General features: G+C 53.7%; 20 protein-coding genes and 3 pseudogenes. 15 read left to right on the forward strand and 8 right to left on the reverse strand.

Annotated elements, in window-relative coordinates; all coding sequences use genetic code 11:
• Positions 1-397: 397 nt before the first annotated feature.
• Entirely contained in the window at positions 398-679 is a 282-nt protein-coding gene (locus ACSZPU_RS02380; protein WP_498995086.1) for a YjcB family protein, read from the reverse strand.
• A gap of 548 nt (positions 680-1227) precedes the next feature.
• On the opposite strand from ACSZPU_RS02380, the gene ACSZPU_RS02385 reads away from it, so the two are divergent.
• The 3 genes from ACSZPU_RS02385 (at position 1228) to pdeC (ending at position 4542) form a co-directional block, all read left to right on the forward strand.
• Complete coding sequence (locus ACSZPU_RS02385; protein WP_498995087.1) at positions 1228-2022, forward strand: PAS domain S-box protein; 795 nt, start codon at positions 1228-1230, stop codon at positions 2020-2022.
• A complete protein-coding gene (locus tag ACSZPU_RS02390; protein ID WP_498995089.1) occupies positions 2019-2630 on the forward strand; it encodes a GGDEF domain-containing protein in 612 nt (203 codons plus the stop codon). Before ACSZPU_RS02385 ends, ACSZPU_RS02390 begins: the two co-directional genes overlap by 4 nt.
• Before the next feature lie 340 nt (positions 2631-2970).
• Positions 2971-4542 (forward strand): cyclic di-3',5'-guanosine monophosphate phosphodiesterase PdeC, encoded by a 1572-nt coding sequence (gene pdeC, locus ACSZPU_RS02395; protein WP_498995091.1) that lies wholly within the window; start codon positions 2971-2973, stop codon positions 4540-4542.
• A gap of 15 nt (positions 4543-4557) precedes the next feature.
• Here the strand turns inward: pdeC and soxS are convergent, their stop codons facing one another.
• Positions 4558-4881: a superoxide response transcriptional regulator SoxS gene (gene soxS / locus ACSZPU_RS02400; RefSeq protein WP_047372175.1), complete on the reverse strand. Its 324-nt coding sequence runs from the start codon at positions 4879-4881 to the stop codon at positions 4558-4560.
• 80 nt (positions 4882-4961) lie between these two features.
• On the opposite strand from soxS, the gene soxR reads away from it, so the two are divergent.
• The 5 genes from soxR (at position 4962) to ACSZPU_RS02425 (ending at position 10002) form a co-directional block, all read left to right on the forward strand.
• On the forward strand, positions 4962-5420 hold the full coding sequence (gene soxR, locus ACSZPU_RS02405) for a redox-sensitive transcriptional activator SoxR (RefSeq protein WP_498995094.1): 459 nt from the start codon (positions 4962-4964) through the stop codon (positions 5418-5420).
• An 8-nt stretch (positions 5421-5428) separates the two neighbouring features.
• Positions 5429-5560 carry a hypothetical protein gene (locus ACSZPU_RS02410; protein WP_498995095.1) on the forward strand — a complete coding sequence of 44 codons (132 nt, stop codon included), beginning with the start codon at positions 5429-5431 and terminating at the stop codon, positions 5558-5560.
• A gap of 329 nt (positions 5561-5889) precedes the next feature.
• Positions 5890-6558, forward strand: a complete 669-nt coding sequence (locus ACSZPU_RS02415; protein WP_498995098.1) for a glutathione S-transferase family protein — start codon at positions 5890-5892, stop codon at positions 6556-6558.
• Positions 6559-6864: 306 nt separating this feature from the next.
• Positions 6865-8214, forward strand: a complete 1350-nt coding sequence (ghxP, locus tag ACSZPU_RS02420; protein WP_498995100.1) for a guanine/hypoxanthine transporter GhxP — start codon at positions 6865-6867, stop codon at positions 8212-8214.
• Between the two features lie 141 nt (positions 8215-8355).
• Positions 8356-10002, forward strand: coding sequence for a Na+/H+ antiporter (locus ACSZPU_RS02425; protein ID WP_498995102.1), 1647 nt, complete (start codon positions 8356-8358; stop codon positions 10000-10002).
• A gap of 497 nt (positions 10003-10499) precedes the next feature.
• Here ACSZPU_RS02425 and ACSZPU_RS02430 read toward each other — a convergent pair whose 3' ends face one another.
• Positions 10500-11420 carry a LysR family transcriptional regulator gene (locus ACSZPU_RS02430; protein WP_498995104.1) on the reverse strand — a complete coding sequence of 307 codons (921 nt, stop codon included), beginning with the start codon at positions 11418-11420 and terminating at the stop codon, positions 10500-10502.
• Between the two features lie 103 nt (positions 11421-11523).
• Here ACSZPU_RS02430 and ACSZPU_RS02435 point away from each other — a divergent pair, with 103 nt between their 5' ends.
• On the forward strand, positions 11524-11934 hold the full coding sequence (locus ACSZPU_RS02435) for a CidA/LrgA family protein (RefSeq protein ID WP_498995107.1): 411 nt from the start codon (positions 11524-11526) through the stop codon (positions 11932-11934).
• A complete protein-coding gene (locus ACSZPU_RS02440; protein ID WP_498995109.1) occupies positions 11927-12616 on the forward strand; it encodes an LrgB family protein in 690 nt (229 codons plus the stop codon). The genes ACSZPU_RS02435 and ACSZPU_RS02440 overlap by 8 nt, the downstream gene beginning before the upstream one ends.
• On the opposite strand, the pseudogene ACSZPU_RS02445 reads toward ACSZPU_RS02440, so the two are convergent.
• A pseudogene (locus ACSZPU_RS02445) lies at positions 12613-13915 on the reverse strand (Gfo/Idh/MocA family protein). The gene ACSZPU_RS02440 and the pseudogene ACSZPU_RS02445 overlap by 4 nt on opposite strands.
• Before the next feature lie 47 nt (positions 13916-13962).
• Here ACSZPU_RS02445 and ACSZPU_RS02450 point away from each other — a divergent pair.
• Positions 13963-15528 carry a hypothetical protein gene (locus ACSZPU_RS02450; RefSeq protein ID WP_498995112.1) on the forward strand — a complete coding sequence of 522 codons (1566 nt, stop codon included), beginning with the start codon at positions 13963-13965 and terminating at the stop codon, positions 15526-15528.
• Positions 15529-15745: 217 nt separating this feature from the next.
• Here the strand turns inward: ACSZPU_RS02450 and actP are convergent.
• The 3 genes and pseudogenes from actP to acs form a co-directional block, all read right to left on the reverse strand.
• Positions 15746-17395: pseudogene (actP, locus tag ACSZPU_RS02455) on the reverse strand (cation/acetate symporter ActP).
• Positions 17392-17706, reverse strand: coding sequence for a DUF485 domain-containing protein (locus ACSZPU_RS02460; protein ID WP_498995114.1), 315 nt, complete (start codon positions 17704-17706; stop codon positions 17392-17394). The pseudogene actP and the gene ACSZPU_RS02460 overlap by 4 nt, the downstream one beginning before the upstream one ends.
• Positions 17707-17903: 197 nt before the next feature.
• The gene (acs, locus tag ACSZPU_RS02465; protein ID WP_498995116.1) at positions 17904-19862 is read right to left on the reverse strand and encodes an acetate--CoA ligase; all 1959 of its coding nucleotides are present in this window, start codon (positions 19860-19862) and stop codon (positions 17904-17906) included.
• Between the two features lie 413 nt (positions 19863-20275).
• Between acs and gltP the strand changes: the two genes are divergently transcribed.
• Positions 20276-21589, forward strand: coding sequence for a glutamate/aspartate:proton symporter GltP (gene gltP / locus ACSZPU_RS02470; protein WP_498995118.1), 1314 nt, complete (start codon positions 20276-20278; stop codon positions 21587-21589).
• Positions 21590-21637: 48 nt separating this feature from the next.
• Here gltP and ACSZPU_RS02475 read toward each other — a convergent pair.
• Positions 21638-22399: pseudogene (locus tag ACSZPU_RS02475) on the reverse strand (DeoR/GlpR family DNA-binding transcription regulator).
• 88 nt (positions 22400-22487) lie between these two features.
• Between ACSZPU_RS02475 and ACSZPU_RS02480 the strand changes: the two are divergent.
• The 3 genes from ACSZPU_RS02480 to ACSZPU_RS02490 all read left to right on the forward strand — a co-directional run bounded on the left by ACSZPU_RS02480 (position 22488) and on the right by ACSZPU_RS02490 (position 23927).
• Positions 22488-22874 carry a VOC family protein gene (locus ACSZPU_RS02480; protein ID WP_498995120.1) on the forward strand — a complete coding sequence of 129 codons (387 nt, stop codon included), beginning with the start codon at positions 22488-22490 and terminating at the stop codon, positions 22872-22874.
• Positions 22875-23034: 160 nt separating this feature from the next.
• Positions 23035-23511: a hypothetical protein gene (locus tag ACSZPU_RS02485; protein WP_498995123.1), complete on the forward strand. Its 477-nt coding sequence runs from the start codon at positions 23035-23037 to the stop codon at positions 23509-23511.
• On the forward strand, positions 23511-23927 hold the full coding sequence (locus tag ACSZPU_RS02490) for a hypothetical protein (RefSeq protein ID WP_498995125.1): 417 nt from the start codon (positions 23511-23513) through the stop codon (positions 23925-23927). The genes ACSZPU_RS02485 and ACSZPU_RS02490 overlap by 1 nt, the downstream gene beginning before the upstream one ends.
• The last annotated feature ends 9 nt before the right edge of the window (positions 23928-23936 follow it).

Here is a 23936-nt window from a genome sequence, read left to right on the forward strand (position 1 = left end):
ATAGTCATGATAATAGGGCCTTCTGATTAGAAGGCCCTATTATCAATGATTTTTATCCTCGTGACGACACTATCTAGGGATTTATAGTGGCAAGAAGCTGATATTGTTGATTTTATTTGCGCTTGTTGTGGCAACGATTTGCGGGGTTTCGACCTATTTATTTGTAAAGCACTTTGGCTAAATATATATTTCTTTACTCAAGCGGATATTATTTAAAAATAATGATAAAGTCAGTGTTAATTAGCAGCCTATATAATTTAACCCAGAATGGTTACGTCCTTATGGCTAATTAAGAGTGCGTTAAGGATGGCAACAGCAGTGCCTTGTTAAAAAGAGCCGTGTTTTGGGTAATAAAAAAGCTCCAGGCAGGAGCTTTTTTATCAAGGAATGGCGACTATCAGGTAATGACCATCGGCCATTCGGGGGACGATTTCTCTGACATCTCCGTCATGATGTTAATGACGTTGTGCCAGACGGCATGGACATCGACCATCGTAATGCCCAGCAGCCCCGTCGCGAACCAGCAGGCCGCCACCAGACCACAGCCGCTGCTGATCACAGCAAGACCGATGTAATCTGCTTTACGAAAGCGAATGTTCAATGTGCTGGCCATAAACATCAGCACAGCGCTCAGTATCTGCCAGCGAAGAAGAACAACGCTGGTGGTTAATGTAGCCATGAAAACAATCCTCGAAAGAAAAACTTTCAGGCACAGGGGTGAAGCCATGAGCCTGAGCGATGTGTGCAGGCGCAGAAAATCTGCAGAAGTAACGTTATAAGTTGAAACAGCGTTCCCTGTCTCAAGAATGTGTGAACTATATCACATTTGTTCTTTTATTAGCCAGTGTGCAAATGAGCAAAATTTTCTATGCAAAGTGTCATTTTGCCGGGAGAAGGCGGCCTTAAACCGGACGATAACTTTTTGCTATGGGGGACAAGAATTCTATTAAATTCATTAAGATACTAATGTTATGATTTTCAGTATATTTTCCCGGAGTTGGCAGTTTTGGGAACATCGATTATTCTTGATCGAATAGTTATATATATCTGAATGCAAATATTCGAATTTCTGACCTTAATGGATATATCCTCAACTGGCGTCTTTTAAACGCATTTCGCTGCATTTTCTCTAAATCAGCGTTGGTCATCTGAATTTAGCTTTTCGTTTTTTGCTGCACGGCTTATTGTGGGTATGGTCCGGTGTTTAATCATCTGTGACTGAAAAAAATGAAAAAAGAGAATACCGCCATTCCTTTGGATGACGGCGCAATGGCGCTTACTATCCTTGCGAAGTTGATGCCGTGGTTGACTGCACAACGCACGCTAAAAGACATTTTACAGGCAATTAATAGTTCCGTAGGTTCAACACTTTCGTGGGTGGTGATTGAACAGGACGGAGAGTTCCAGCATGCGAGCGCAGGGCAGATTCCATGCACCCTGAAAGATGCACAAACCTTCCTGGAACAGTCACAGTTGCGGCGTCATCAGCATGCCTGGAGAGTTATTTGCTGGAGAAGACAGGTCGGTACAATATTATTTTCCCCCACACACCAGGCCGCTGATAAATTTCATAGCGGCATTCTCTGCAAATTAATCTCAACCTCTCCTGGTGTCGAAGGCTATTTCTTTTTGGCGTTTTCGCAGCCATTAGCATCAATGGATATTATTAAAAGTGTGGTGATCATTCTTGTTGAGAAATTGAAAGACTATCTCGACGAAATTATTGCCAGAGAGCGTATGGCCAGAGAGATGCAGCGTATCGTTGCGCAATATAAAGCCTTATTTGATCGCGCCCCTGTGTTAATGAATTCATTCGATAAAAATAACCGCTGCATAATGTGGAATGGGGAGTGCGAACGCCTGTTTGGCTGGACAATTGAGGAGCTAAACTGTCAACCTGATCCATTAGCGTTGTTTTCCCGGATGACGATGTTCGCCACCAGATTAGGGCCTCCGTCAGCGCGTCACCAGCCGTGGATATGTACGAATGGCACCCGGTCAGGCGCACAGGCGAAGTTTTGACCGTATTGTGGTCAAATATTTTGCTCCCGGATAAAACCATCCTGAGCATTGGGCTGGATATCACCGAACGTAAGAAGGCCGAGCAGCAGCTGGCGGTGAAAGCCACGACCGATGATCTGACGGGATGCTTTAACCGTTTCTCTATTCTACGGCAGTTCAAAGAGGCCATGATTGCCTGTGAACCGGGCGATCCCGGCAGCCATTTCAGTATCCTGATGCTTGACCTGGACCACTTTAAAAGCATCAACGATCGCTGGGGACACCTGACGGGAGATGCCGCGTTGCTCCATTTTTGTGAGAAAATTCGTGAGCTCAGCATTCCGGAGTACTCACTGGGTCGTTTGGGGGGTGAGGAATTTCTGATTTTGCTACCGCAAACTGACGGCCAGGCAGCGCTGCGTTTTAGTCAAAAAATTCGCTCAGCGCTTACCGATAAACCTCTCTTTAATGGCGGTGAAAAGATAGCCTTATCCTTCAGTGCGGGTGTCGTGTTTGTGACCGGAGGCGTGTCCGATACTTCAGTTTTGCTTACGCTTGCGGACAATGCGCTGTACGATGCGAAGCGCACCGGACGTAGCCGGACTGTGATCTCAGAAGCATTTCTATAATTATTCCCAGCCCCCTTCCGGGAGGTTGCGCAATAGATGAAAAAATACCCGATTGGCCTGTCTTTTTTTTATCCTGTGGGGAGTTTGACTTAACCAACTATTGTCTGTTGCGTAAACTAAAAACCTTGCCAAGCGACTGGATAAATATTTTCCTTAATATAAACACAACGCATACTTTTAGTTTGCCTTACGGGCAAATATTATCGTCATAACCAAATATTAGGTTTTTAATGAAAAAAGTAAGTTGCTAATGTCGTATGATTCATGCAACGTAATCACCTGTTTATCAAAGCATCCTGCCTTCATTACAGGCACACTAAATGCAGGGATATAGGCGGAAATGAATCATAGCGCGCATCGTAAGGTGCTGAGACTCGTCGGGATCATCATGGTAGTGCTCCTACCGGTGATGCTGTCGCTATGGTTTGCTCACATCCGTGCAGTAAAAGAAACAGGTAATCATCTGCGTTCTTTTGCGCAGCTGGCATTAGATAAAACTGAACTCGTTATCGGGCAAGTGGACCAGGCCCGAAGCGCCGCCGAAAAATATCACGGACAAGTTTGTTCCCCTGAGCATCGCGATTACATGCTCAATATCATTCGCGGTAGCCTGTATGTCGCCGATTTAATATACGCGCGTGGCGAGCAGTTTTTATGCTCTTCGGCTCTTACCCCTGCGCAATCGTATGCTATTTCGCCTGCCGAGTATAAACGTAAACCTGCTGTTTCTATTTATTACTACCGCGATACACCGTTTTATCCTGGATATAAAATGGTCTATATGCAGCAGGGAAATTATGTTGCGGTGGTAAATCCGCTTTCCTACAGCGAAGTTATGTCGGACGACAGCACGCTGGCATACGGTATATACGACACGGTCACCGACCTCTTTTTTTCCGTCAGCGAGCAGGCCGACTTACAGACGCTGGACAAACTTGTTCGTAAAAATGATCTTACCTTTCAACAAGGTAACCGTTTTTACACCATAGCCCATTCTGATAAACGCCCGATTGCGATCATTGTTTCCACCTCCAGCGACAGTTATTTTCAGTACCTTTATCATCAGGCGACGTTAACGCTGCCGCTAGGCATGATCTGTAGCATTATTATTTTATTGATGTGGTCGCGAACACGGCAGGAGTTTAACTCTCCGCGTCGAATGTTCCACAGAGCGTTAACCAAACATCAGCTTCAACTTCATTACCAGCCCATTATTGATATCAAAAACGGCCAATGCGTAGGCGCAGAAGCATTATTGCGCTGGCCGGGTTTTAACGGACCGGTAATGAGCCCGGCGGAATTCATTCCGCTGGCAGAAAAAGAAGGGATGATTGAACGCGTTACCGATTATGTCGTTGATGAAGTCTTCAGTGATCTAGGCGAATTCTTAGCGGCATGGCCACATCTTTATATTTCGATCAATTTGTCAGCAGCGGATTTCCATTCTTCTCGCCTGATTGCGCTCATTTCCAATAAAACCAAGGAACACTCGGTTCGCGCAGAGCAAATTAAAATCGAAGTAACCGAACGCGGATTTATTGATGTGCCCAAAACCACGCCGGTTATTCAGGCATTTCGCCAGGCAGGTTATGAGGTGGCGATCGACGATTTTGGCACCGGTTACTCGAACTTGCACAACCTGTACTCACTCAACGTCGACATCTTAAAGATCGATAAATCCTTTATCGATACGCTGACGACCAACAGCACCAGCCACCTGATCGCCGAGCACATCATTGAGATGGCACACAGTCTGCGCCTGAAAATTATCGCGGAAGGGGTAGAGACGGCGGAGCAGGTAACCTGGTTACTTAAGCGTGGCGTGCAGTACTGTCAGGGATGGCATTTTGCGAAGGCACTGCCACCGCAGGAATTTAAAGCCTGGGTCGCGCAGCCACCTTCACTAAAGTAATCTTCCCGGCGACAGTTACGCATGGTGACGATAGTCGCTGGGGGTCCGATCGAACTCCCGACGAAACACGCGTGAAAACGTTTGTTGCGAAACGTAGCCCAAATCCATCGCGATATCAAAAATGGGACGCCGCGTAGTACGCAGCGCTTCCGCAGCCAGCAGCAGACGGCGCTGACGAATGTAATCGCCTAGCGTTTGATGCATCACGGTACGAAACATTCTCTGCAGATACCACTTTGAATATCCTGACTTTCTGGCGACCACATCAATGTTCAACGGTTGGTCGATATGTTCATCAATCCATTCCGTAAGGGTCTGAATAATTTGCTGATGGGACATAGAGCTGCCTCTTTCTCGATTCGTCGTTTTGTCTGCGGGGGAGTATAATTCCTCAAGTTAACTTGAGGTAAAGAGGTTTTATGGAAAAGAAAACACCGCGTATCAAAGCGCTGCTCACCCCCGGCGAAGTGGCGAAGCGCAGCGGGGTGGCCGTTTCCGCGCTGCATTTTTATGAGAGCAAAGGGCTTATTAAAAGCACCCGCAATGGCGGTAATCAACGGCGCTATGCGCGTGATGTGCTGCGCTATGTGGCGATCATTAAAATTGCCCAGCGCATCGGTATTCCTCTGGCGACCATCGGCGATGCCTTTGGTGTGTTACCGGAAGGGCACACGCTGAGTAAGAAGGAGTGGAAGCACCTTTCGTCCCAGTGGCGTGAGGAACTGGACAGACGTATTCACACGTTGGTGGCGCTGCGCGATGAGCTGGACGGTTGTATCGGCTGCGGCTGTCTGTCGCGTAGTGATTGTCCGTTGCGAAACCCTGGGGATCAGTTAGGCGCGCAGGGAACCGGGGCACGACTGCTGGAAGAGGATTAGCCGCAGTGATGTCTTATCCCCCGGTGGCGCTGACGCTTACCGGGGCTACGGGCCTGTTTCGTAGGTCGGATAAGCGCAGCGCATCCGACATTCCCCCGGTGGCGCTGACGCTTACCGGGGCTACGGGTCTGTATTTGTAGGTCGGATAAGCGCAACGCATCCGACATTTCCCCGGTGGTGCTGAAGCTTACCGGGGCGACTATCTAAGCAATACAAAAAACTAAAGCGCCCAACTGGGGCGCTTTAGTCGGTCCGGTCTTTGTCTTTCTCTCTATCCCATTCTGTTATGGGAGGGTTTCCCCCGACATCAGCACCCCTCAGTATGTTGGAGGTTCCGGATTGTGCTGACACTTTTAGTCTAGGCAATGGTGAAAATTTCGCCACATGATGACAGATTTTTTTAGGAAATTTTTCATCCAAAGGGCAGGCTTCTCTATAGTTAATTCGAATAACTCTGCGGGAGCCCGCCATGCTCAAGGTCCACCATCTTAATCAGTCCCGTTCTCAGCGCATCCTGTGGGCGCTGGAGGAACTCGGTCTGCCGTATCAAATCATTCATTATCAACGTGAAAAAACCATGCTTGCCCCGGCGTCGCTTAAAAAAGTGCACCCGCTGGGCAAATCGCCGGTGCTTGAGGATGATGGCCTGATCATCGCCGAATCCGGAGCCATCCTGGAATACTTGCAGGAGACCTACGATACCAGCGCGCAGCTCAAGCCTCTGGATTTAGAGCCGCGCCAGCAGTATCGCTTTTGGCTGCACTACGCAGAAGGATCGCTGATGCCTTTACTGCTGATGAAGTTGGTCTTTAGCAGCCTCGGCAAGCCACCGGTCCCCTTCGGTATTCGGACGGTGGGCAAAGTGCTCGGTCAGGGCATCCAGAAGAGCTGGCTGAACAAACAGATTGAAACCCACGCGCGCTATATTGAGTCGCATCTGGCTAAACAGCCCTGGTTTGCCGGAGAGCAGCCCAGCATGGCCGACATTCAGATGAGCTTCCCAATTTTCGCGCTGCTTTCCCGGGGTGGTATTGCTGATCTTCCGCATACGCAGTCCTGGAAAAAGAGAGTGGAAACACGTCCGGCCTGGCAGCGGGCGATCGAGCAGGGTGGTCCTTTTGATCTTCCTGGTGCGTAATAATGATCGTGAAATGTTGCAAAGTTGCGCAGGGACGATAACGTTTGCGCATCAGTCGGTTATTTCTTCGTCGTCATAAGTGAAAATTAGCAAAAAGCGGCAAAGTTCAGTTGAAAAGCGGTATCTAAACGCTGGATAATCGTTTGCCTTTTTTGACCAACCGTTTTGTATGCGCGGAGTTAATCGTTTGCTTTTTGTGACACCCCTTCGTCACAACGCAGCTCAGGGAGACGACGATTAACAGGCAGTGGACACTGTCCGCCACGCATATCAACGAAAGATAAAAACTCTCAGGGGATGTTTCCTATGTCTACGCCTTCAGCGCGTACCGGCGGTTCGCTTGACGCCTTATTTAAAATTTCTGCTCGCGGCAGTACTGTCCGTCAGGAAGTGGTTGCTGGTTTAACCACGTTTCTGGCAATGGTCTATTCCGTTATCGTCGTGCCTGGCATGCTCGGTAAAGCGGGCTTCCCGCCAGCTGCGGTGTTCGTTGCTACCTGTCTGGTTGCTGGTGTAGGTTCGATCGTGATGGGCCTGTGGGCAAACCTGCCGCTGGCTATCGGTTGCGCCATCTCCCTGACCGCGTTCACCGCGTTCAGTCTGGTGCTGGGCCAGCACATCAGCGTTCCGGTCGCCCTGGGCGCTGTGTTCCTGATGGGTGTGTTGTTCACCGTCATTTCTGCTACGGGCATCCGTAGTTGGATCCTGCGCAACCTGCCGCAGGGCGTTGCGCACGGCACCGGTATCGGTATCGGCCTGTTCCTGCTGCTGATCGCGGCGAACGGCGTGGGCCTGGTTGTCAAGAATCCGCTGGACGGCCTGCCGGTTGCGCTGGGTCACTTCGCCAGCTTCCCGGTGATCATGTCGCTGATTGGCCTTGCGGTCATTATCGGCCTGGAAAAGTTGAAAGTGCCGGGTGGCATCCTGCTGACCATCATCGGTGTGTCGATAGTGGGCCTGATTTTTGATCCGGCCGTACACTTCTCCGGCATCTTCGCTATGCCGTCGCTGAGCGATGACAAAGGCAACTCTCTGATCGGTAGCCTGGATATCGTGGGCGCGCTGAACCCGGTTGTTCTGCCAAGCGTACTGGCGCTGGTGATGACCGCGGTGTTCGATGCCACCGGGACTATCCGTGCGGTAGCCGGTCAGGCGAACCTGCTGGATAAAGATGGCCAAATCATCGATGGCGGCAAAGCGCTGACCACCGATTCCCTGAGCAGCGTGTTCTCCGGTCTGGTGGGCGCAGCGCCTGCTGCGGTGTACATCGAGTCTGCAGCGGGTACGGCGGCGGGCGGTAAAACCGGCCTGACAGCCATCACCGTTGGCGTGCTGTTCCTGCTGATTCTGTTCCTCTCTCCGCTCTCCTACCTGGTTCCGGCGTACGCGACCGCGCCAGCGCTGATGTACGTAGGCCTGCTGATGCTGAGCAACGTAGCGAAAATCGACTTTGCTGACTTCGTTGACGCGATGTCTGGCCTGATCACCGCGGTATTCATCGTGCTGACCTGTAACATCGTTACCGGCATCATGATTGGCTTCGCCTCTCTGGTGATTGGCCGCGTGGTTTCAGGTGATTTCCGCAAACTGAATATCGGCACCGTGGTTATCGCCCTGGCGCTGGTTATCTTCTACGCAGGCGGCTGGGCAATCTAATTTCCCCACGTATTTTGCAAAACGGGTGGCTCAGGCCGCCCGTTTTCATTTTTTACGCACATCCTGTTTCCTTTACGTTAAGCTGAATGTTCTATCCTCAAGGCAAGACGCTTTAATAAGAACATCGCAAACAGGGAACGCATGGAAATCTTTTTTACCATCTTCATCATGACCTTAGTGGTTTCGCTTTCGGGCGTTGTCACACGTGTAATGCCATTTCAAATCCCACTCCCGCTTATGCAAATCGCCATCGGTGCGCTGCTGGCAATCCCCACGTTTGGGCTGCATGTGGAGTTTGATCCGGAGTTATTCCTCGTTCTGTTTATTCCGCCGTTACTGTTCGCTGATGGCTGGAAAACGCCCACTCGTGAGTTCCTTGAGCATGGTCGGGAGATCTTTGGCCTGGCGCTGGCGCTGGTGGTGGTCACCGTCGTTGGGATAGGTTTTTTGATTTACTGGCTGGTGCCGGGCATTCCTCTGGTTCCGGCTTTTGCCCTCGCGGCCGTGCTGTCGCCTACCGATGCGGTGGCGCTTTCTGGCATCGTTGGGGAAGGGCGTATTCCGAAAAAAATCATGGGGATTTTGCAGGGTGAAGCGTTGATGAATGACGCATCCGGCCTGGTCTCGCTGAAATTCGCGGTTGCCGTGGCGATGGGCACGATGGTCTTTACCATCGGCGGTGCGACGGTTGAATTCTTTAAGGTGGCGATTGGCGGTATTCTCGCCGGGTTCGTGGTGAGCTGGCTGTACGGTCGTTCACTGCGCTTTCTGAGCCGCTGGGGCGGTGATGAACCGGCCACGCAGATCGTGCTGCTTTTCCTGCTACCGTTCGCCTCTTACCTGATTGCGGAACACATTGGCTTTTCCGGTATCCTCGCGGCGGTTGCCGCCGGTATGACTATCACCCGTTCTGGCGTGATGCGTACTGCGCCGCTCGCCATGCGTCTGCGTGCCAACAGCACCTGGGCGATGCTGGAGTTTGTCTTTAACGGCATGGTGTTCCTGCTGTTAGGTCTGCAACTGCCAGGCATCCTGGAGTCTTCGCTGGTGGCGGCAGAAGCCGATCCGAACGTGGAAACCTGGATGCTGTTTACCGACATCGTGCTGATTTACTGTGCGCTGATGCTGGTGCGTTTTGGCTGGCTGTGGACGATGAAAAATTTCAGTCAGCGCTTTTTGCACAAGAAGCCGATGGAGTTCGGTTCCTGGAGTACGCGTGAGCTGCTGATTGCCACCTTCGCGGGTGTGCGCGGTGCGATTACCCTGGCCGGTGTGCTGTCTATCCCGCTGTTTTTACCCGATGGTGTCGGTTTCCCGGCGCGTTATGAGCTGGTGTTCCTCGCCGCCGGGGTGATTCTGTTCTCGCTGTTTGTTGGCGTCGTAGCGTTACCGTCTCTGCTGCAGCATATTGAAGTGCGTGACCACTCCCAGCAGCACAATGAGGAGCGTCTGGCGCGGGCGACCATTGCCGAAGTGGCGATTGTCGCGATTCAGAAAATGGAAGAGCGTATGGCGGCCGATGCGGAAGAGAACATTGATAACCAGCTGCTTACCGAAGTGAGTTCCAGGGTGATTGGTAATCTGCGTCGTCGAGCGGATGGGCGTAACAACGCGGAAAGCTCGCTGCTGGAAGAGAACCTTGAACGCCGTTTCCGCCTGGCGGCCCTGCGTGCGGAACGCGCGGAGCTTTACCACCTGCGCGCAACGCGGCAAATCAGCAATGAGACGCTGCAAAAGATGCTGCACGATCTCGATTTGCTGGAAGCACTGCTGATAGAGAATAAGTAGGTTTTCCCCTCACCCATTCCTTCTCTCCATAGGGTGAGGGATCCCCACAAAAAATGTGAGCACGGTCAGTTCCCTCTCCCTGAGGGAGAGGGCCTTGGTGAGAGGGAAAATGCGGCTTTGGTGGTCATTCCGTTCACCTTATGTTCTTTGCTTTTCTATCGCGACAGAACCCGTGAACGTGCCAGGGTGGCTCATCGCCACCACCCTGGCGACCCGGGCTCCCGGCCAGGAAAATCGCCGCTTCGCGGTCCACTCGTCTTATGCCGTCTGACTTTCGGGTCGGGGACCAGCCTACGTCCTTGTAGGCTATCCCCTCCGCCCGCTGCCCTGCGGGCGGCCCCGGTCAGCCGTCAACGCCTCATCGATTTTGCAGCCCTGGTAAGGCGTTTACGCCGCATCCGGGACATTCCCCCGGTGGCGCTGCGCTTACCAGGGCTACACCATGCGTAGCCCGGATAAGGCGTTTACGCCGTATCCGGGACATTCCCCCGCTCGGGCTATATCTTCCCTTCGCTCAGCGGCAAATCCGCAAAATTCGTATTTACCCAGAACCCTTCACAACACTGTAGCCAGGCCTGCGCGCTGCGGGACAAATAGCTCCCTTCGCGCCAGATCATACCCAGATGCCAGCGTAAATCGCTCTCCAGCGGAACCCAGCGCAGCGTCTGTTTATCCAGCCGTTGGCAAATAGGCTCCGGCAAAATTGCGATCCCCACGCCGGCCTGCACCATCGCAGCCAGGAAATCCCACTGTCCGCTACGCACGGCGATACGCGGCTTCACGCCATGTTCGTTAAAGAGCTGCATCAACTGGCGGCTAAGGGCGAAATCTTCGTTGTAGATAAGCAGCGGATGCCCGGCCAGCTGTTCTGGCGTGATGGATTGAACGCTGAGCCAGTCGCCGGAGCGCGGCATCAGCACGCACAGCGGGTGGCTGAACAGCGGCAGGGTGGACAGGCCGCTGTCCTCCTCGACGGGCAGGGCGGTCATCGCCAGATCCAATTCACCGTTGGTGACCGCCTGTTGGACCGTCAGGCCGCCAAACTCGGAGATTTTCAGCTCAACACCGGGGTAGCGCTGACGAAACAGACCGATCGGACCGGCCATCAGCATGCCGACCATCGGGGGGATCCCCAGGCGCAGCAGTCCTTTATTTAAGTGATTGATATCGCCAAGCTCTGCCTCGAGCTGGCGAAACTCGGCGAGGATAGCCAGCCCACGCTCGAATACCACGCGCCCGGTATCGGTGAGGAGTAATTTGCGCCCGTCGCGAATGAGCAGCGTACAGTTCAGCTCATCTTCCAGGTTTTTCAGCATCTTACTGATCGTCGGCTGGGTAACGAACAACCGCTCCGCTGCGCGAGTGAAACTTTGCTGGCGCACCACTTCCACAAAATAACGCAGCGTTCTGATGTCCATAATTATTCCTTTAAACTATGCATGCGATGAGTTTAATTCATTTCAGTACGCAGCAGTGGCTCCCTATACTGTGCTCTCTGTCTCATTTTCGCGAGAATTAAGTGTGGTATTGACGTTAGGTCGTATTACGCCTGCCATTGTGCGTCGACTGCAGGTTCCGGTTCAGGTTGTCCTCTATGCCGGGCTGTTTATCGTGGCGCAATATCTGGTGCAGTGGCTGCATCTTCCCCTTCCCGCCAACCTGGTTGGCATGCTCATGATGCTGGTGCTGATTTTATGCCGGGTGGTTCCGCTTAACTGGGTGCAGGCAGGTGCGCGCTGGCTGCTGGCCGAAATGCTGCTGTTCTTTGTGCCTGCCGTTGTGGCGGTGGTGAACTACACGCAGCTTCTGATGGTGGAAGGCTGGCGTATTTTTGCCGTCATCGCTCTGAGCACGCTGCGGGTGCTGGGGGTCACGGCCTGGGTGGTGGATAAGGTGTATCGCTTTGAACTCAGCAGGCTCAAACATGAGTGATTTCGCCCTGAGCATGCTCTGCCTGGTCATGACGCTGGTCATCTATTTTCTCAATAAGCGCCTGTATCGCCGGTTTCATAAACTCCCGCTGATGCCACTGGTGTTCACCCCGATATTGCTGGTGCTGATCCTGGTCTTCGGGCATATCTCCTGGCAGCGCTACATCGGTGAATCCCACTGGCTGCTGTGGCTGTTAGGCCCGGCGACCATCGCTTTTGCCGTGCCGGTGTACGACAACCTCGCCGTGATCCGCCGCCACTGGATGTCCCTTTCCGCTGGCGTGATCACCGCAACGCTGGTCGCGGTAACCAGCTCCGTCTGGCTGGCGCGTTTATTTACCCTGCCAGATGAAATCCAACGCAGCCTGGCGGTGCGGTCGGTGACGACGCCCTTTGCGCTGGCTGCGGCAGAACCGCTGGGCGGGCAGCCGGATCTGGTGGCGTTGTTTGTGGTGATTACCGGGGTCTTTGGCATGGCGGTGGGGGATGTGCTCTTTTTGCGCCTCTCCATTCGCGAAGGGATGGCAAAAGGCGCTGGCTTTGGCGCAGCATCCCACGGCGCGGGGACGGCGCGCTCCTACGAGCTTGGCCCGCAGGAGGGCGTGGTGGCCAGCCTGGTGATGATGCTCTCCGGCGTGGTGATGGTATTAGCCGCCCCGCTGGTGGCGGTAGTAATGTTTTAGCTCTGTTTTTTCAGCCGCGACACCAGTTCAAATTCACGGAAATTGACCGGGCGCTGCTGCTGCATGGAAATATTGCCCGCGATGCCCGTCAGGATCGACATCGCTCCGGCGCGGTGATCGGCGGCACGCTTGAGCGGATCGTTGGCAGGTGTGCCGAACAGGTCCGCCAGCATCGCGTTATCGCCGCCGCCGTGGCCGCCTTCGCCGAGGGTAAAGTTGGCCTCCCAGGGGGCGGCAAACATCGGAAAGACGTTGATATTGCAGGATTCCAGGCTCCCCTCGTTCGCCCGCTCGCCCCCGGCGTTCACATAGGATTTCTCGACGATTTTCATCTCCAGTCGGCCTTCACTGCCGTTAAACACCACATTCAGTCCTTACCAGGGCAAATAGGTATTCAGCGAATAGCTGAGCTGAGCTGGCACTGGTTCTGGTATTTCACCAGCACCGAGAGGGTATCTTCGATGGTGATGCCGTCGCTGAACACGCTCTGATCCCGCCAGTAGTTATCTTCATGCTCCGCGTCCAGATAGATGGCCTTAAGCTGCGGATTGTCGGCCATATGCAGGGCAAACGGGTCCTCTTTGGCCGCCGCATAGCCGTGGGCGCGCGGGTAAAACTGGGTCACGCCGCGTTTTTCTGCGTTCTCTTTGCCGTAAAAACGCAGGCTGCCTTCGGCGTAGACGCGCTCCGGATAACTGTTGAGCCAGAAATTCATCAAGTCGAAGTGGTGGTCGATTTATGCACCAGCAGGCCGCCGCTGTTGCGTTTTTCCCGGTGCCAGCGGCGGAAATAATCCGCGCCGTGCTCGGTGTTGAGCAGCCATTCGAAATGGACCGAGTAAACCTCGCCAATGGCGTTGTTCATCAGCAGCTCGCGCACCTTGCTGTGGTGCGGCGCATAGCGGTAATTAAAGGCCACGCGCACGGTGTGCCCGGTCTCTTCAATGGCATCGAGAATGCGCAGCGCCCGTTTTTCATCGATAGTCATCGGCTTTTCGGTGATCACATCGCAGCCTGCTTTCAGCGCTCGCACAATATAGTCGTCATGGGTCCTGTCCATGGTGGTGACGATAATAATGTCAGGGCGCGTCTCGCGGATCATCTCTTCGAACTGCGCGGCTTTCCAGGTGGATACCGGGGCTGCACCTTCATTTTTTAATAACTTATTGGCGTAATGCATTCGCGTCTGGTTGGTATCGCAAAACGCCACCAGTTGCGCATTGTCTTTCCACTGACCGCCGATGGCGGAAATATATAATCCGGCGCGCCCACCTGTGCCGACCAGCGCATATTTTTTCATACTATCCTCAATTATTATCTATGAGAGCAAATGACCTGGATGAAGTAATGAAACGTATTGCCCATCAATTAATGGAACTCAACAGCACGTTTATCTGGCACTGGCCGTGGTTGATGCAAGGCGTTGAAAGCGCGAAGCAACACGGCTTTACCGGCATCATTCTTCATCAGCAGGAGTTATTTTCGCTGCTGGCAACGCCCTCGCCATTAAGTCAGAAGTTGAATGTGGAAAACCTCATTCATCAACAGCACTACGCGTTGCACTATTTAAAACGGGTGAACCAGTATCTGGCGGCGAATAATTTGTCTTTTTGGTTGCAGGGAGAGGCCGCGCCCGCTGACGATATTATTAAGCGTAAATTCCCGGAATTTGCCTTCGATGAAAAAAGCACGCCGGATTTCTGGAACCACTTTTATTCCACAACGCTGACGCCGTTATTAACCGAATTGCCCCACCTGAGCGGCGTTATTCTTAGTCTGACGACCCCGTCATTCCAGACGGCAGAGTGGCAAAAAAGCCTGCGTCAGGTCTGGCGACAGCTACGCGGCGCCGGAAAGAAACTGATCCTGCGCGATTTTATCGATGACTCCTGGCCCCGCCAGCAGCTGTCGGGTGTTCTGGCGACGCTGCCCCATGATGTTCGCGCCTCAATCAAAGCCACGGAGCTCGACTACCACCCCGGTTTTGCCAATCACCCGCATATCGTCACTCTGCCGGATCATAAAAAGTGGATCGAATACGATCTCTTCGGCATCGGTTACGGCTGGACGGCGCTGCCGTGCTGGCTCGCCGACGAAATCAGCGGGCGGCTGAGCTGGGCCATCGGCGCGACGGATAACACCGTCGAAGCCATTACCTGCCGGGTGAGCTGGCAGTGGCTGCCGGACAGCCGGGTGATGGATTCGGTCAATACCATCAACCTGATGGGGCTGGCGGCGGCCAACCAGACGCACGGCCACGTTTTTGACGACTGGGCCGAGCAGCACGGGCTGCGCTTTCGCCAGCCGCAGGATAAAACCCGCCTTGCCGCGTTATTCCATTCCAGCTACGACTGGCTGTGTAAAACCCCCAATCTGCTGGGGCGACGCCTGCATTACCAAAGCCAGATCCCGGAAAGCCTGGCGCAGGCGCAACAGCTGCTGCATATGGATACGCGCAGCGCCAACTGGCTACAGGCGTATCAGCCGCTGATGCCACCAGACGATCGCGATCTCGGCGTTGAGCAGCGCCAGCTCATTACGCTGGAAAAACAAAACGCCTGCTTCCTGGCGTCCAGCGCGGTACAAACCCTGCGTGAGCTGCTACCGCGAATCACCTGCCCGGATGATTCCATGGAGACGCTGCTGGCCGCCTGGCGCAATGCGGATATCTATAGCCAGATGTTCAGCCGGGTCACCGAGGTTGTCACTGATGTGCTGTGGCGCGACCATTACGGCGACGATGCGCTGCCTGCCAGGGCGCTCGAACGGCATCAACAGTCCCTGCTGCACTATGCCGAAACCATCGCCGCCTGGGTGAACAATCCGCCGCCCGGCAGCCCGCTCTTTTTGCCGCTGCTGCTCAGCCCGGAGCGTCTGGCGACCTTTGCCGACAGTCTTGATGCGTCACTGTGAAATAAGCATAAAGGGCGTAAGTGGGCTGTCGTGCTCGCATTGATGACCTGAATGCCGGAAAACGGCAGAACGCGCAAAAGCGTGATGTTGATTGCAAAACAGTATGAATGATTGTGATGAGGATCGGCTTTTATGCGCTGAGAAAGGTGATGTCTGTCACCAGAGGCGGGAAAAACTGTGAGGTTGCCCCGACCATCGTTGGCCGGGGCAAGGGGACTTAGTGCGCGCGGCCCTGCGCGATGCCGACACCCGTTTGTGAACGGATAAACTGCGCGCGGAACTGCTCGCGTTCGCGATTGCCTTCTGCCGTATTGTCGGTAATCGAGAAAATCCAGATACCGATAAAGGCCACGGCGATAGAGAACAGTGCCGGGTACTCATATGGGAAAATGGCTTTCTCGTGGCCGAGGATCTGTACCCAAATGGTCGGGCCGAGAATCATCAGAATCACCGCCGTCAGCAGGCCCAGCCAGCCGCCAATCATCGCGCCACGGGTGGTCAGTTTTGACCAGTACATGGAGAGCAAAATGATGGGGAAGTTACAGCTCGCTGCGATGGAAAACGCCAGGCCGACCATAAAGGCAATGTTCTGATTTTCAAACAGAATACCTAGCAGGATAGCTACCACGCCCAGCACCAGAACGGTGATTTTCGAGACTTTCAGCTCCTGACGTTCAGTCGCGTCTTTGCGGATAACGTTGGCATAGAGGTCATGAGAGACCGCCGATGCACCCGCCAGCGTTAACCCGGCAACCACCGCCAGAATAGTGGCGAAGGCCACGGCGGAGATAAAACCAAGGAACAGGTTGCCGCCGACCGCATCGGCCAGATGCACTGCCGCCATGTTATTGCCGCCAATCAGTGCGCCTGCCGCATCTTTAAAGGCCGGGTTTGCCCCAACCAGCATGATGGCGCCGAAGCCGATGATAAAGGTCAGAATGTAGAAGTAACCCATAAAACCGGTGGCATAAAAGACGCTCTTACGGGCTTCACGCGCATCGGACACCGTGAAGAAGCGCATCAGAATATGCGGCAAGCCAGCGGTACCAAACATCAGCCCCAGACCCAGCGACAGCGCGGAGATCGGATCTTTCACCAGTCCGCCAGGCCGCATAATGGCTTCGCCTTTCGGGTGGACCGCCATCGCTTCACTAAACAGGTTATTGAAGCTAAAGCCAACGTGCTTCATCACCATAAAGGCCATAAAGCTTGCGCCGAACAGCAGCAGCACGGCCTTGATGATCTGCACCCAGGTGGTGGCGAGCATGCCGCCGAACAGGACGTACATCACCATCAGGACGCCGACCAGCACCACCGCGACGTGGTAGTTGAGGCCAAACAGTAACTGGATAAGTTTACCGGCACCCACCATCTGCGCGATGAGATACAGGGCGACCACCACCAGCGAACCGCAGGCGGAGAGGGTACGAATCGGCCCTTGTTTAAGGCGATACGAGGCCACATCGGCAAAGGTAAAGCGCCCGAGATTACGCAGGCGTTCAGCAATCAGGAACAGAATAATCGGCCAGCCGACGAGGAAGCCCAGAGAGTAAATCAGGCCATCGTAGCCGGAGGTGAAAACCAGCGCGGAGATCCCAAGGAACGATGCGGCGGACATAAAGTCACCGGCAATCGCCAGCCCGTTCTAGAAGCCGGTAATGTTGCCGCCCGCCGTGTAGTAGTCGCTGCGCGAACGGACGCGTTTTGACGCCCAGTAAGTGATGTAGAGCGTCAGCGCCACGAAAATCAGGAACATGATGATCGCCTGCCAGTTGGTTGGCTGGCGTTGAACCGCGCCGGTAATGGCATCGGCGGCGTTGGCCGTAAAAGGCAGTGTGGCGGCGAGCGCCGTCAGAACACGCTTCATGATGCTTTTACCTCTTGCAGAACGGTTTTTGTCAGACGATCAAACTCACCGTTTGCCCGCCAGACGTACACGCCGGTCAGCAAAAACGAAATCACAATCACGCCAATGCCGATCGGAATACCGCGCGTGACGCTGCTGCCCTCGGAAACCGGCGTGCCAAGCCAGCCCGGCGCAAACGCGATCAGCAAGATAAAGCCGACATAGATAATCAGCATGATGATGGAAAGAATGAAGGCAAACCGTTGCCGCTTTTCGACGAGCTCCCTGTAATGCGCATTGTTTTCTATCCGTTGATAAATGGTGTCATTCATCACAGAACTCTCCAGAGGTATCCCCTTCGTCTTTCACGCCACAGGTTCGTTGGCTGCACTTGCCCACCCCAGTCACAAAGTTATCTATGCTCCTGGGTATGTGCGCGCTTGCCGCCTTCCTGTAACGCGAAATCCTTTGGGGAGGGTTTTTTTATTCCCTCTCCCTTTTAGGGAGAGGGGCAGGGTGAGGGTCGTTGTTACGAAGGCATGGTGATGGCCTGCTTCTCTTCGAGCAGTTTTTCCACCACGCCCGGATCAGCGAGGGTCGAGGTATCGCCGAGATTACTGGTATCCCCGGCGGCAATTTTGCGCAGAATACGGCGCATGATTTTGCCGGAGCGGGTTTTGGGCAGGGAGTCGGTCCAGTGCAGCACATCCGGCGTTGCCAGCGGGCCAATCTCTTTACGCACCCAGTTACGCACCTCGGTATAGAGCGCCGGGGTCGGCTCTTCGCCATGGTTCAGGGTGACGTAAGCGTAGATAGCCTGGCCTTTAATATTGTGCGGAATGCCCACCACCGCGGCTTCGGCGATTTTCGGATGAGACACCAGCGCCGATTCAATTTCCGCGGTCCCCAGACGGTGGCCGGAAACGTTCAGCACGTCGTCCACGCGACCGGTTATCCAGTAGTAACCGTCTTCGTCGCGGCGTGCGCCGTCGCCACTAAAGTACATGTTCTTAAAGGTGGAGAAGTAGGTCTGCTCGAAACGCTCGTGGTCGCCAAACAGCGTACGCGCCTGGCCCGGCCAGGAATCGGTGATCACCAGATTGCCCTCGGTGGCCCCTTCCTGCGGATTGCCTTCGTTATCCACCAGCGCAGGCTGCACGCCGAAGAACGGACGGGTCGCGGAACCGGCTTTGAGCTGGGTCGCACCTGGCAGCGGGGTGATCATAAAGCCCCCGGTTTCGGTCTGCCACCAGGTGTCCATCACCGGACATTTTTCTTTGCCGATTTTCTTCCAGTACCACTCCCAGGCTTCCGGGTTGATAGGCTCGCCCACGGAACCGAGAATGCGCAGCGAAGAACGGTCAGTACCGTCAATCGCTTTGTCGCCTTCTGCCATCAGCGCACGGATAGCGGTCGGCGCGGTGTAGAGAATATTGACCTTGTGTTTGTCCACCACCTGGCTCATGCGCGCAGGCGTTGGCCAGTTCGGCACGCCTTCGAACATCAGGGTGATCGCGCCGCAGGCCAGCGGCCCATACAGCAGGTAGCTGTGGCCGGTGACCCAGCCGACATCGGCGGTACACCAGTAGACGTCGCCGTCGTGGTAATCGAAGACATATTTAAAGGTGGTGGCTGCGTAAACCAGATAGCCGCCGGTGGTGTGCAGCACGCCTTTCGGTTTGCCGGTAGAGCCGGAGGTATAAAGGATAAACAGCGGGTCTTCGGCGTTGACTTCAACCGGCTGGTGCTCCGCGCTGGCGTTCGCGGTGAGGGCGTCCCACCACAGGTCGCGGCCTTCGTGCCAGTCGATCTTACCGCCGGTGCGTTTAAGCACCACAACGTGCTCAACGGTTTTGACGTTCGGGTTTTTCAGCGCGTCATCGACGTTCTTTTTCAGCGGAATACTGCGCCCGGCGCGCACGCCTTCATCGGCGGTGATCACCAGACGGGAGCTGGAATCGACAATACGTCCGGCAACGGCTTCCGGCGAGAAGCCGCCGAAAATTACCGAATGCACGGCGCCGATGCGGGCACAGGCCAGCATGGCGACCGCCGCTTCCGGCACCATCGGCATATAGATAGCCACCACATCGCCTTTTTTAATGCCGAGATCTGTCAGCACGTTGGCAAAACGGCAGACATCACCATGCAACTGGCGATAGGTGATCTTTTTGCTCTGGCTGGCGTCGTCGCCTTCCCAGATGATGGCGGTTTGGTCGCTACGCTCGGCAAGGTGACGGTCAAGACAGTTGGCCGCAAGGTTCAGCGTGCCGTCTTCAAACCATTTGATAGATACATTACCCGGGGCGAAGGAGGTGTTTTTCACCTTCTTGTAGGGCTTAATCCAGTCAAGGATCTTGCCTTGCTCACCCCAGAAGGTGTCCGGGTCGGTAACGGATTGCTGATATTTGGCTTCGTACTGCTCCGGATTGATCAGGCAACGTTCCGCAATATTTGCGGGAATATCGTGTTTGTGGATTTGGCTCATGGCTTTTGCTCTCCTTGTAAGATGTTAATGATATGTCACATAAACGTTAATTGTAGGGGCTTTGGCCGGTTTGTTTATTATTTGCGCTGTAGATCACGCATTGATTGAACAGTATGAAAATTGGACAAATGAATCTTTGAAGAGAAATAATTGCTGGATTGAATTATCTAAAAACAGATGAAAAAAAGCTTTTTCATAACAAATAGTTATGCATGATAAATGGCATAAAAAAGCGGTTTTATGCAAAAAATCAGTCAATCCCCCTTCTGGTAAAGGGTTGCGCGTTGCACCCCGCAAATGGTACTGATACTGCGCGTTAAAAAACCCCGCAAGAGCGTGTGACGCCAACCATTCCCTTTCCGTATGAATCGTTCCCTGGCGGGAAGGTCGCTTTATTGAGGATCTCTGCAATTATGAAAACATTTAAAGTCAGCCTGGCCTGGCAGATTTTGCTGGCCCTGGTGCTGGGTATTCTTCTGGGCAGTTACTTGCATTATCACAGCGACAGCCGCGAATGGCTTATCGCTAACCTGCTGTCTCCGGCAGGCGATATCTTTATTCATTTGATCAAAATGATTGTTGTGCCGATTGTTATCTCCACGCTGGTGGTGGGTATTGCCGGTGTGGGTGATGCGAAACAATTGGGTCGTATTGGCGCCAAGACCATTATTTATTTCGAAGTGATCACCACGGTTGCCATTGTGCTGGGTATTACGCTGGCGAATGTTTTCCAGCCGGGGGCGGGCATTGATATGTCGCAACTCGCGGCGGTGGATATTTCGAAATATCAGAGCACCACGGCGGAAGTGCAAAGCCACGCGCATGGCTTAATGAACACGATTTTGTCCCTGGTGCCGACCAACATCGTGGCATCGATGGCGAAAGGCGAAATGCTGCCAATTATTTTCTTCTCGGTACTGTTTGGTCTGGGGCTCTCTTCCCTGCCGGCAACCCACCGTGAACCGTTGGTGACCGTGTTCCGTTCTATCTCTGAAACCATGTTCAAAGTCACTCACATGGTGATGCGTTATGCGCCGGTGGGTGTATTTGCGCTGATCTCCGTGACGGTCGCGAACTTCGGTTTTGCCTCCCTGTGGCCGCTGGCGAAGCTGGTAGTGCTGGTGTACTTTGCGGTGCTGTTCTTTGCGCTGGTGGTTTTGGGGCTGGTGGCGCGGATGTGCAAACTCAGCATCTGGACGCTGATTCGTATTCTGAAAGATGAGCTGATTCTGGCGTACTCCACGGCAAGCTCTGAGAGCGTGCTGCCGCGTATTATCGAGAAAATGGAAGCCTATGGTGCACCGGCGTCAATCACCAGCTTCGTGGTACCGACCGGTTACTCCTTTAACCTTGACGGCTCTACGCTGTATCAGAGTATCGCGGCCATCTTTATTGCTCAGATTTACGGTATCGACCTGTCACTGGGTCAGGAGATCATCCTGGTGCTGACGCTGATGGTGACTTCGAAAGGGATCGCCGGGGTGCCGGGGGTGTCATTCGTGGTGCTGCTGGCAACGTTGGGCAGCGTGGGCATTCCGCTGGAAGGTCTGGCCTTTATTGCCGGTGTTGACCGTATCCTCGATATGGCGCGTACCGCGCTGAACGTGGTGGGTAACGCGCTGGCGGTGCTGGTTATCGCCAAGTGGGAACACAAGTTCGACCGTAAAAAAGCTGCGGCTTACGAGCGTGAGATGCTCGGTAAGTTCGATAAAACGGCCGATCTGTAATCTTCATACCTCGCGCCGCCTTCCGTTCGGGAGGCGGTGTTTCTCATTTCAGGCGGTGATCACCGTGATCTGCTGTGCCTGCAACGCGCTACGTAGTACGTCGCTGGTATTCGCTTCTACTATTATCACGTCAAGATCCTGGGGCCGCGCCACAACGTAGCGTGCCACGCCGGGGAGTTTATCCGCCGTCAGGGCGACTACCGTCTGGCTACTCTGTTTGAGTACCGCTTTTTTGAACTCGCAGTCAGCGAAATCAAATCCCGTCAGACCAACGTCCGCGTCCATGGCGCAGCCGCCAATAAACACCTGCCCGAACAGCATTTCCTGAATCTGCGCAATGGCACCGCTGCCGACGCATCCGCCCGTGGCCTGATGGATCTCCCACCCAGCAGGATTACGTCGATCTGCGGGCGGGTCATCAACTCGACGGCAATCTCCGGCGAGTTCGTCACCGCCGTGATGCGGATATCTGCGGGCAGCGCTCTGGCGACGGCCAGATTGGTGGTGCCCGAATCGATGAAAATGCAGGTGTCTGGTTTCACCAGTGCTGCGCATTGCTGCGCGATCTTGTCCTTTTCTGAACTATTTTTCGCTTTGCGATTGTGGAAACTTCCGGCAGCTGTAATACCGCCCCGCTGTACCCTTTTTACACAGGCCTGCATTGCTAATTTCTTGTAAATAATGGCGAATAGTATGTTCGGATACCTGCATCTGGCTGGCCAGTTCTGCACAGACAACACGTCCGTTTTCCTGTAAAAGCTGGCGAATGCGCGCTTGTCGCCGTTGCGGGAAAGCTGCATAATCGAGCATGAAGCCTCTTTATTGAAATGTCATCGAGCAATAATGAGCATGATCCAGCATTCTTTACGGTCTTGTCAAAACCCTTTGGAGATGAAAGATGAAAATTGCACACGTCGCCCTCTGGACACGCAACCTGGAGGCGCAGGTCGCGTTCTGGCAGGCCGTATTTGGTGGGCAGAGCAACGAATGCTATCTCAGCAAAAACCGTCCTGGGTTCGCCTCGCACTTCATCTCTTTGCGCGAAGGGCCAGCCATCGAACTGATGGCCTTACCTGAGCTTGATGACGCGCCCGCCAACCCGGAATTTGTCGGCTGGGCGCATATCGCCATTACCGTCGGCGGTGTCGGAGAGGTGGATGCGATGGTGCAAAAAGCGCAGGCAGAAGGGCGTTTGCTCAGCCCGGCCAGATGGACCGGGGATGGGTTCTACGAGGCGGTGATTGCGGACCCGGACGGCAACCGCATTGAACTGGTCGCGGCGTAATAACGTCCCGCAGTGCCATAATATATATGCATACTGAATGTCGCCCCCCAAAATTGCGGGGCGATTTTTTATAGCAGATTCAATAATTACAGCCATAATACTTCTGTCGTGAATATTAGCACGCGTTTAACGTTACCCTGATAATAAGGAGAGTTCGGGAATGTCAGACTTTTATCTGCATGAAGGCAATCGCTATATCGTTAAAAATCAGAAAAAACTGAAAATATGCTTGGCAATACTGTTTGTGGTACTGGGGATTTACGCTTATTTCAAACATGAATCATCACTGCGCGGTATTATTGTCGCACTGGTTTTATTTGCCATCGCCGGGGTGATGCTCGCGGCCCTGCGCGTCAAAATGGTCTTTGATTTAGATAAACGCATCTTCTATATCCAGGCCGGGAGCGGTAAGCAGACCTTCAACCAGTCACTGGATAATTTCGCCGGGCTTGAGTTGATTCGTCAGTTCCGCTTTTTTGGCCTGATGCGTAACAGCATTCTGAATGTGGTTTTCGATGTGGACGGGAAAACCGTGAAAATGCCGATCAGGCAGTTCGGCCCCGGCCAGCAAGCCCCGCAGGCGATGATAGAACAGACGGAAACCTTTCTTGGCATTAGCCATCAGAGGAATGCCTGATGGAGCTAAATGACCGGCGGTTGGTTTATCGTCCCTGGAAGGTAGGCAGCGCACTGGTGTTTGTGGTGGCCGGTATCGCACTGCTGGCGGGTGGGGTTCTCACCGTATACGGTCTGTTCTATATCTGGAAAAATGCAGAGATCCTCATTTTTGATATCTCGACTGGGCGCATCTCCCGAAAATTGCCGTTATTACCGGGAAGGGATATTAGCCGCTTTAATGACATCTACTCTATTTCCCGGGTCGGAGAAATGCGGACATTTCACTATGTCCTGAAGTGCAAGAGCCAGCACGGTGGCGGTGACATTCCTATTTCCGACGATTTTTTAAGTGCCAGGCGGGAGCCGGAAAGAGTTGCGTTTGAAGAGAATATCCTGCCCGTTATTTCAGCAATGCTGAACTTACATCCTGAGTAAATGAACTCT

It is taken from the genome of Phytobacter sp. V69 (assembly GCF_965644215.1).
In the GTDB taxonomy this organism is placed as follows: Bacteria; Pseudomonadota; Gammaproteobacteria; order Enterobacterales; family Enterobacteriaceae; genus Phytobacter.

What these genes read in the sequence shown, in the direction of transcription:
- ACSZPU_RS02380 (WP_498995086.1), bottom strand. Translation starts at nt 679, where the DNA reads ATGGCTACATTAACCACCAGCGTTGTTCTTCTTCGCTGGCAGATACTG.
- ghxP (WP_498995100.1), top strand. Translation starts at nt 6,865, where the DNA reads ATGTCTACGCCTTCAGCGCGTACCGGCGGTTCGCTTGACGCCTTATTT.
- acs (WP_498995116.1), bottom strand. Translation starts at nt 19,862, where the DNA reads ATGAGCCAAATCCACAAACACGATATTCCCGCAAATATTGCGGAACGT.
- ACSZPU_RS02415 (WP_498995098.1), top strand. Translation starts at nt 5,890, where the DNA reads ATGCTCAAGGTCCACCATCTTAATCAGTCCCGTTCTCAGCGCATCCTG.
- ACSZPU_RS02490 (WP_498995125.1), top strand. Translation starts at nt 23,511, where the DNA reads ATGGAGCTAAATGACCGGCGGTTGGTTTATCGTCCCTGGAAGGTAGGC.
- ACSZPU_RS02430 (WP_498995104.1), bottom strand. Translation starts at nt 11,420, where the DNA reads ATGGACATCAGAACGCTGCGTTATTTTGTGGAAGTGGTGCGCCAGCAA.
- ACSZPU_RS02385 (WP_498995087.1), top strand. Translation starts at nt 1,228, where the DNA reads ATGAAAAAAGAGAATACCGCCATTCCTTTGGATGACGGCGCAATGGCG.
- ACSZPU_RS02440 (WP_498995109.1), top strand. Translation starts at nt 11,927, where the DNA reads ATGAGTGATTTCGCCCTGAGCATGCTCTGCCTGGTCATGACGCTGGTC.
- pdeC (WP_498995091.1), top strand. Translation starts at nt 2,971, where the DNA reads ATGAATCATAGCGCGCATCGTAAGGTGCTGAGACTCGTCGGGATCATC.
- ACSZPU_RS02410 (WP_498995095.1), top strand. Translation starts at nt 5,429, where the DNA reads ATGTCTTATCCCCCGGTGGCGCTGACGCTTACCGGGGCTACGGGCCTG.
- ACSZPU_RS02450 (WP_498995112.1), top strand. Translation starts at nt 13,963, where the DNA reads ATGAAACGTATTGCCCATCAATTAATGGAACTCAACAGCACGTTTATC.
- soxS (WP_047372175.1), bottom strand. Translation starts at nt 4,881, where the DNA reads ATGTCCCATCAGCAAATTATTCAGACCCTTACGGAATGGATTGATGAA.
- ACSZPU_RS02425 (WP_498995102.1), top strand. Translation starts at nt 8,356, where the DNA reads ATGGAAATCTTTTTTACCATCTTCATCATGACCTTAGTGGTTTCGCTT.
- gltP (WP_498995118.1), top strand. Translation starts at nt 20,276, where the DNA reads ATGAAAACATTTAAAGTCAGCCTGGCCTGGCAGATTTTGCTGGCCCTG.
- ACSZPU_RS02460 (WP_498995114.1), bottom strand. Translation starts at nt 17,706, where the DNA reads ATGAATGACACCATTTATCAACGGATAGAAAACAATGCGCATTACAGG.
- ACSZPU_RS02480 (WP_498995120.1), top strand. Translation starts at nt 22,488, where the DNA reads ATGAAAATTGCACACGTCGCCCTCTGGACACGCAACCTGGAGGCGCAG.
- ACSZPU_RS02485 (WP_498995123.1), top strand. Translation starts at nt 23,035, where the DNA reads ATGTCAGACTTTTATCTGCATGAAGGCAATCGCTATATCGTTAAAAAT.
- soxR (WP_498995094.1), top strand. Translation starts at nt 4,962, where the DNA reads ATGGAAAAGAAAACACCGCGTATCAAAGCGCTGCTCACCCCCGGCGAA.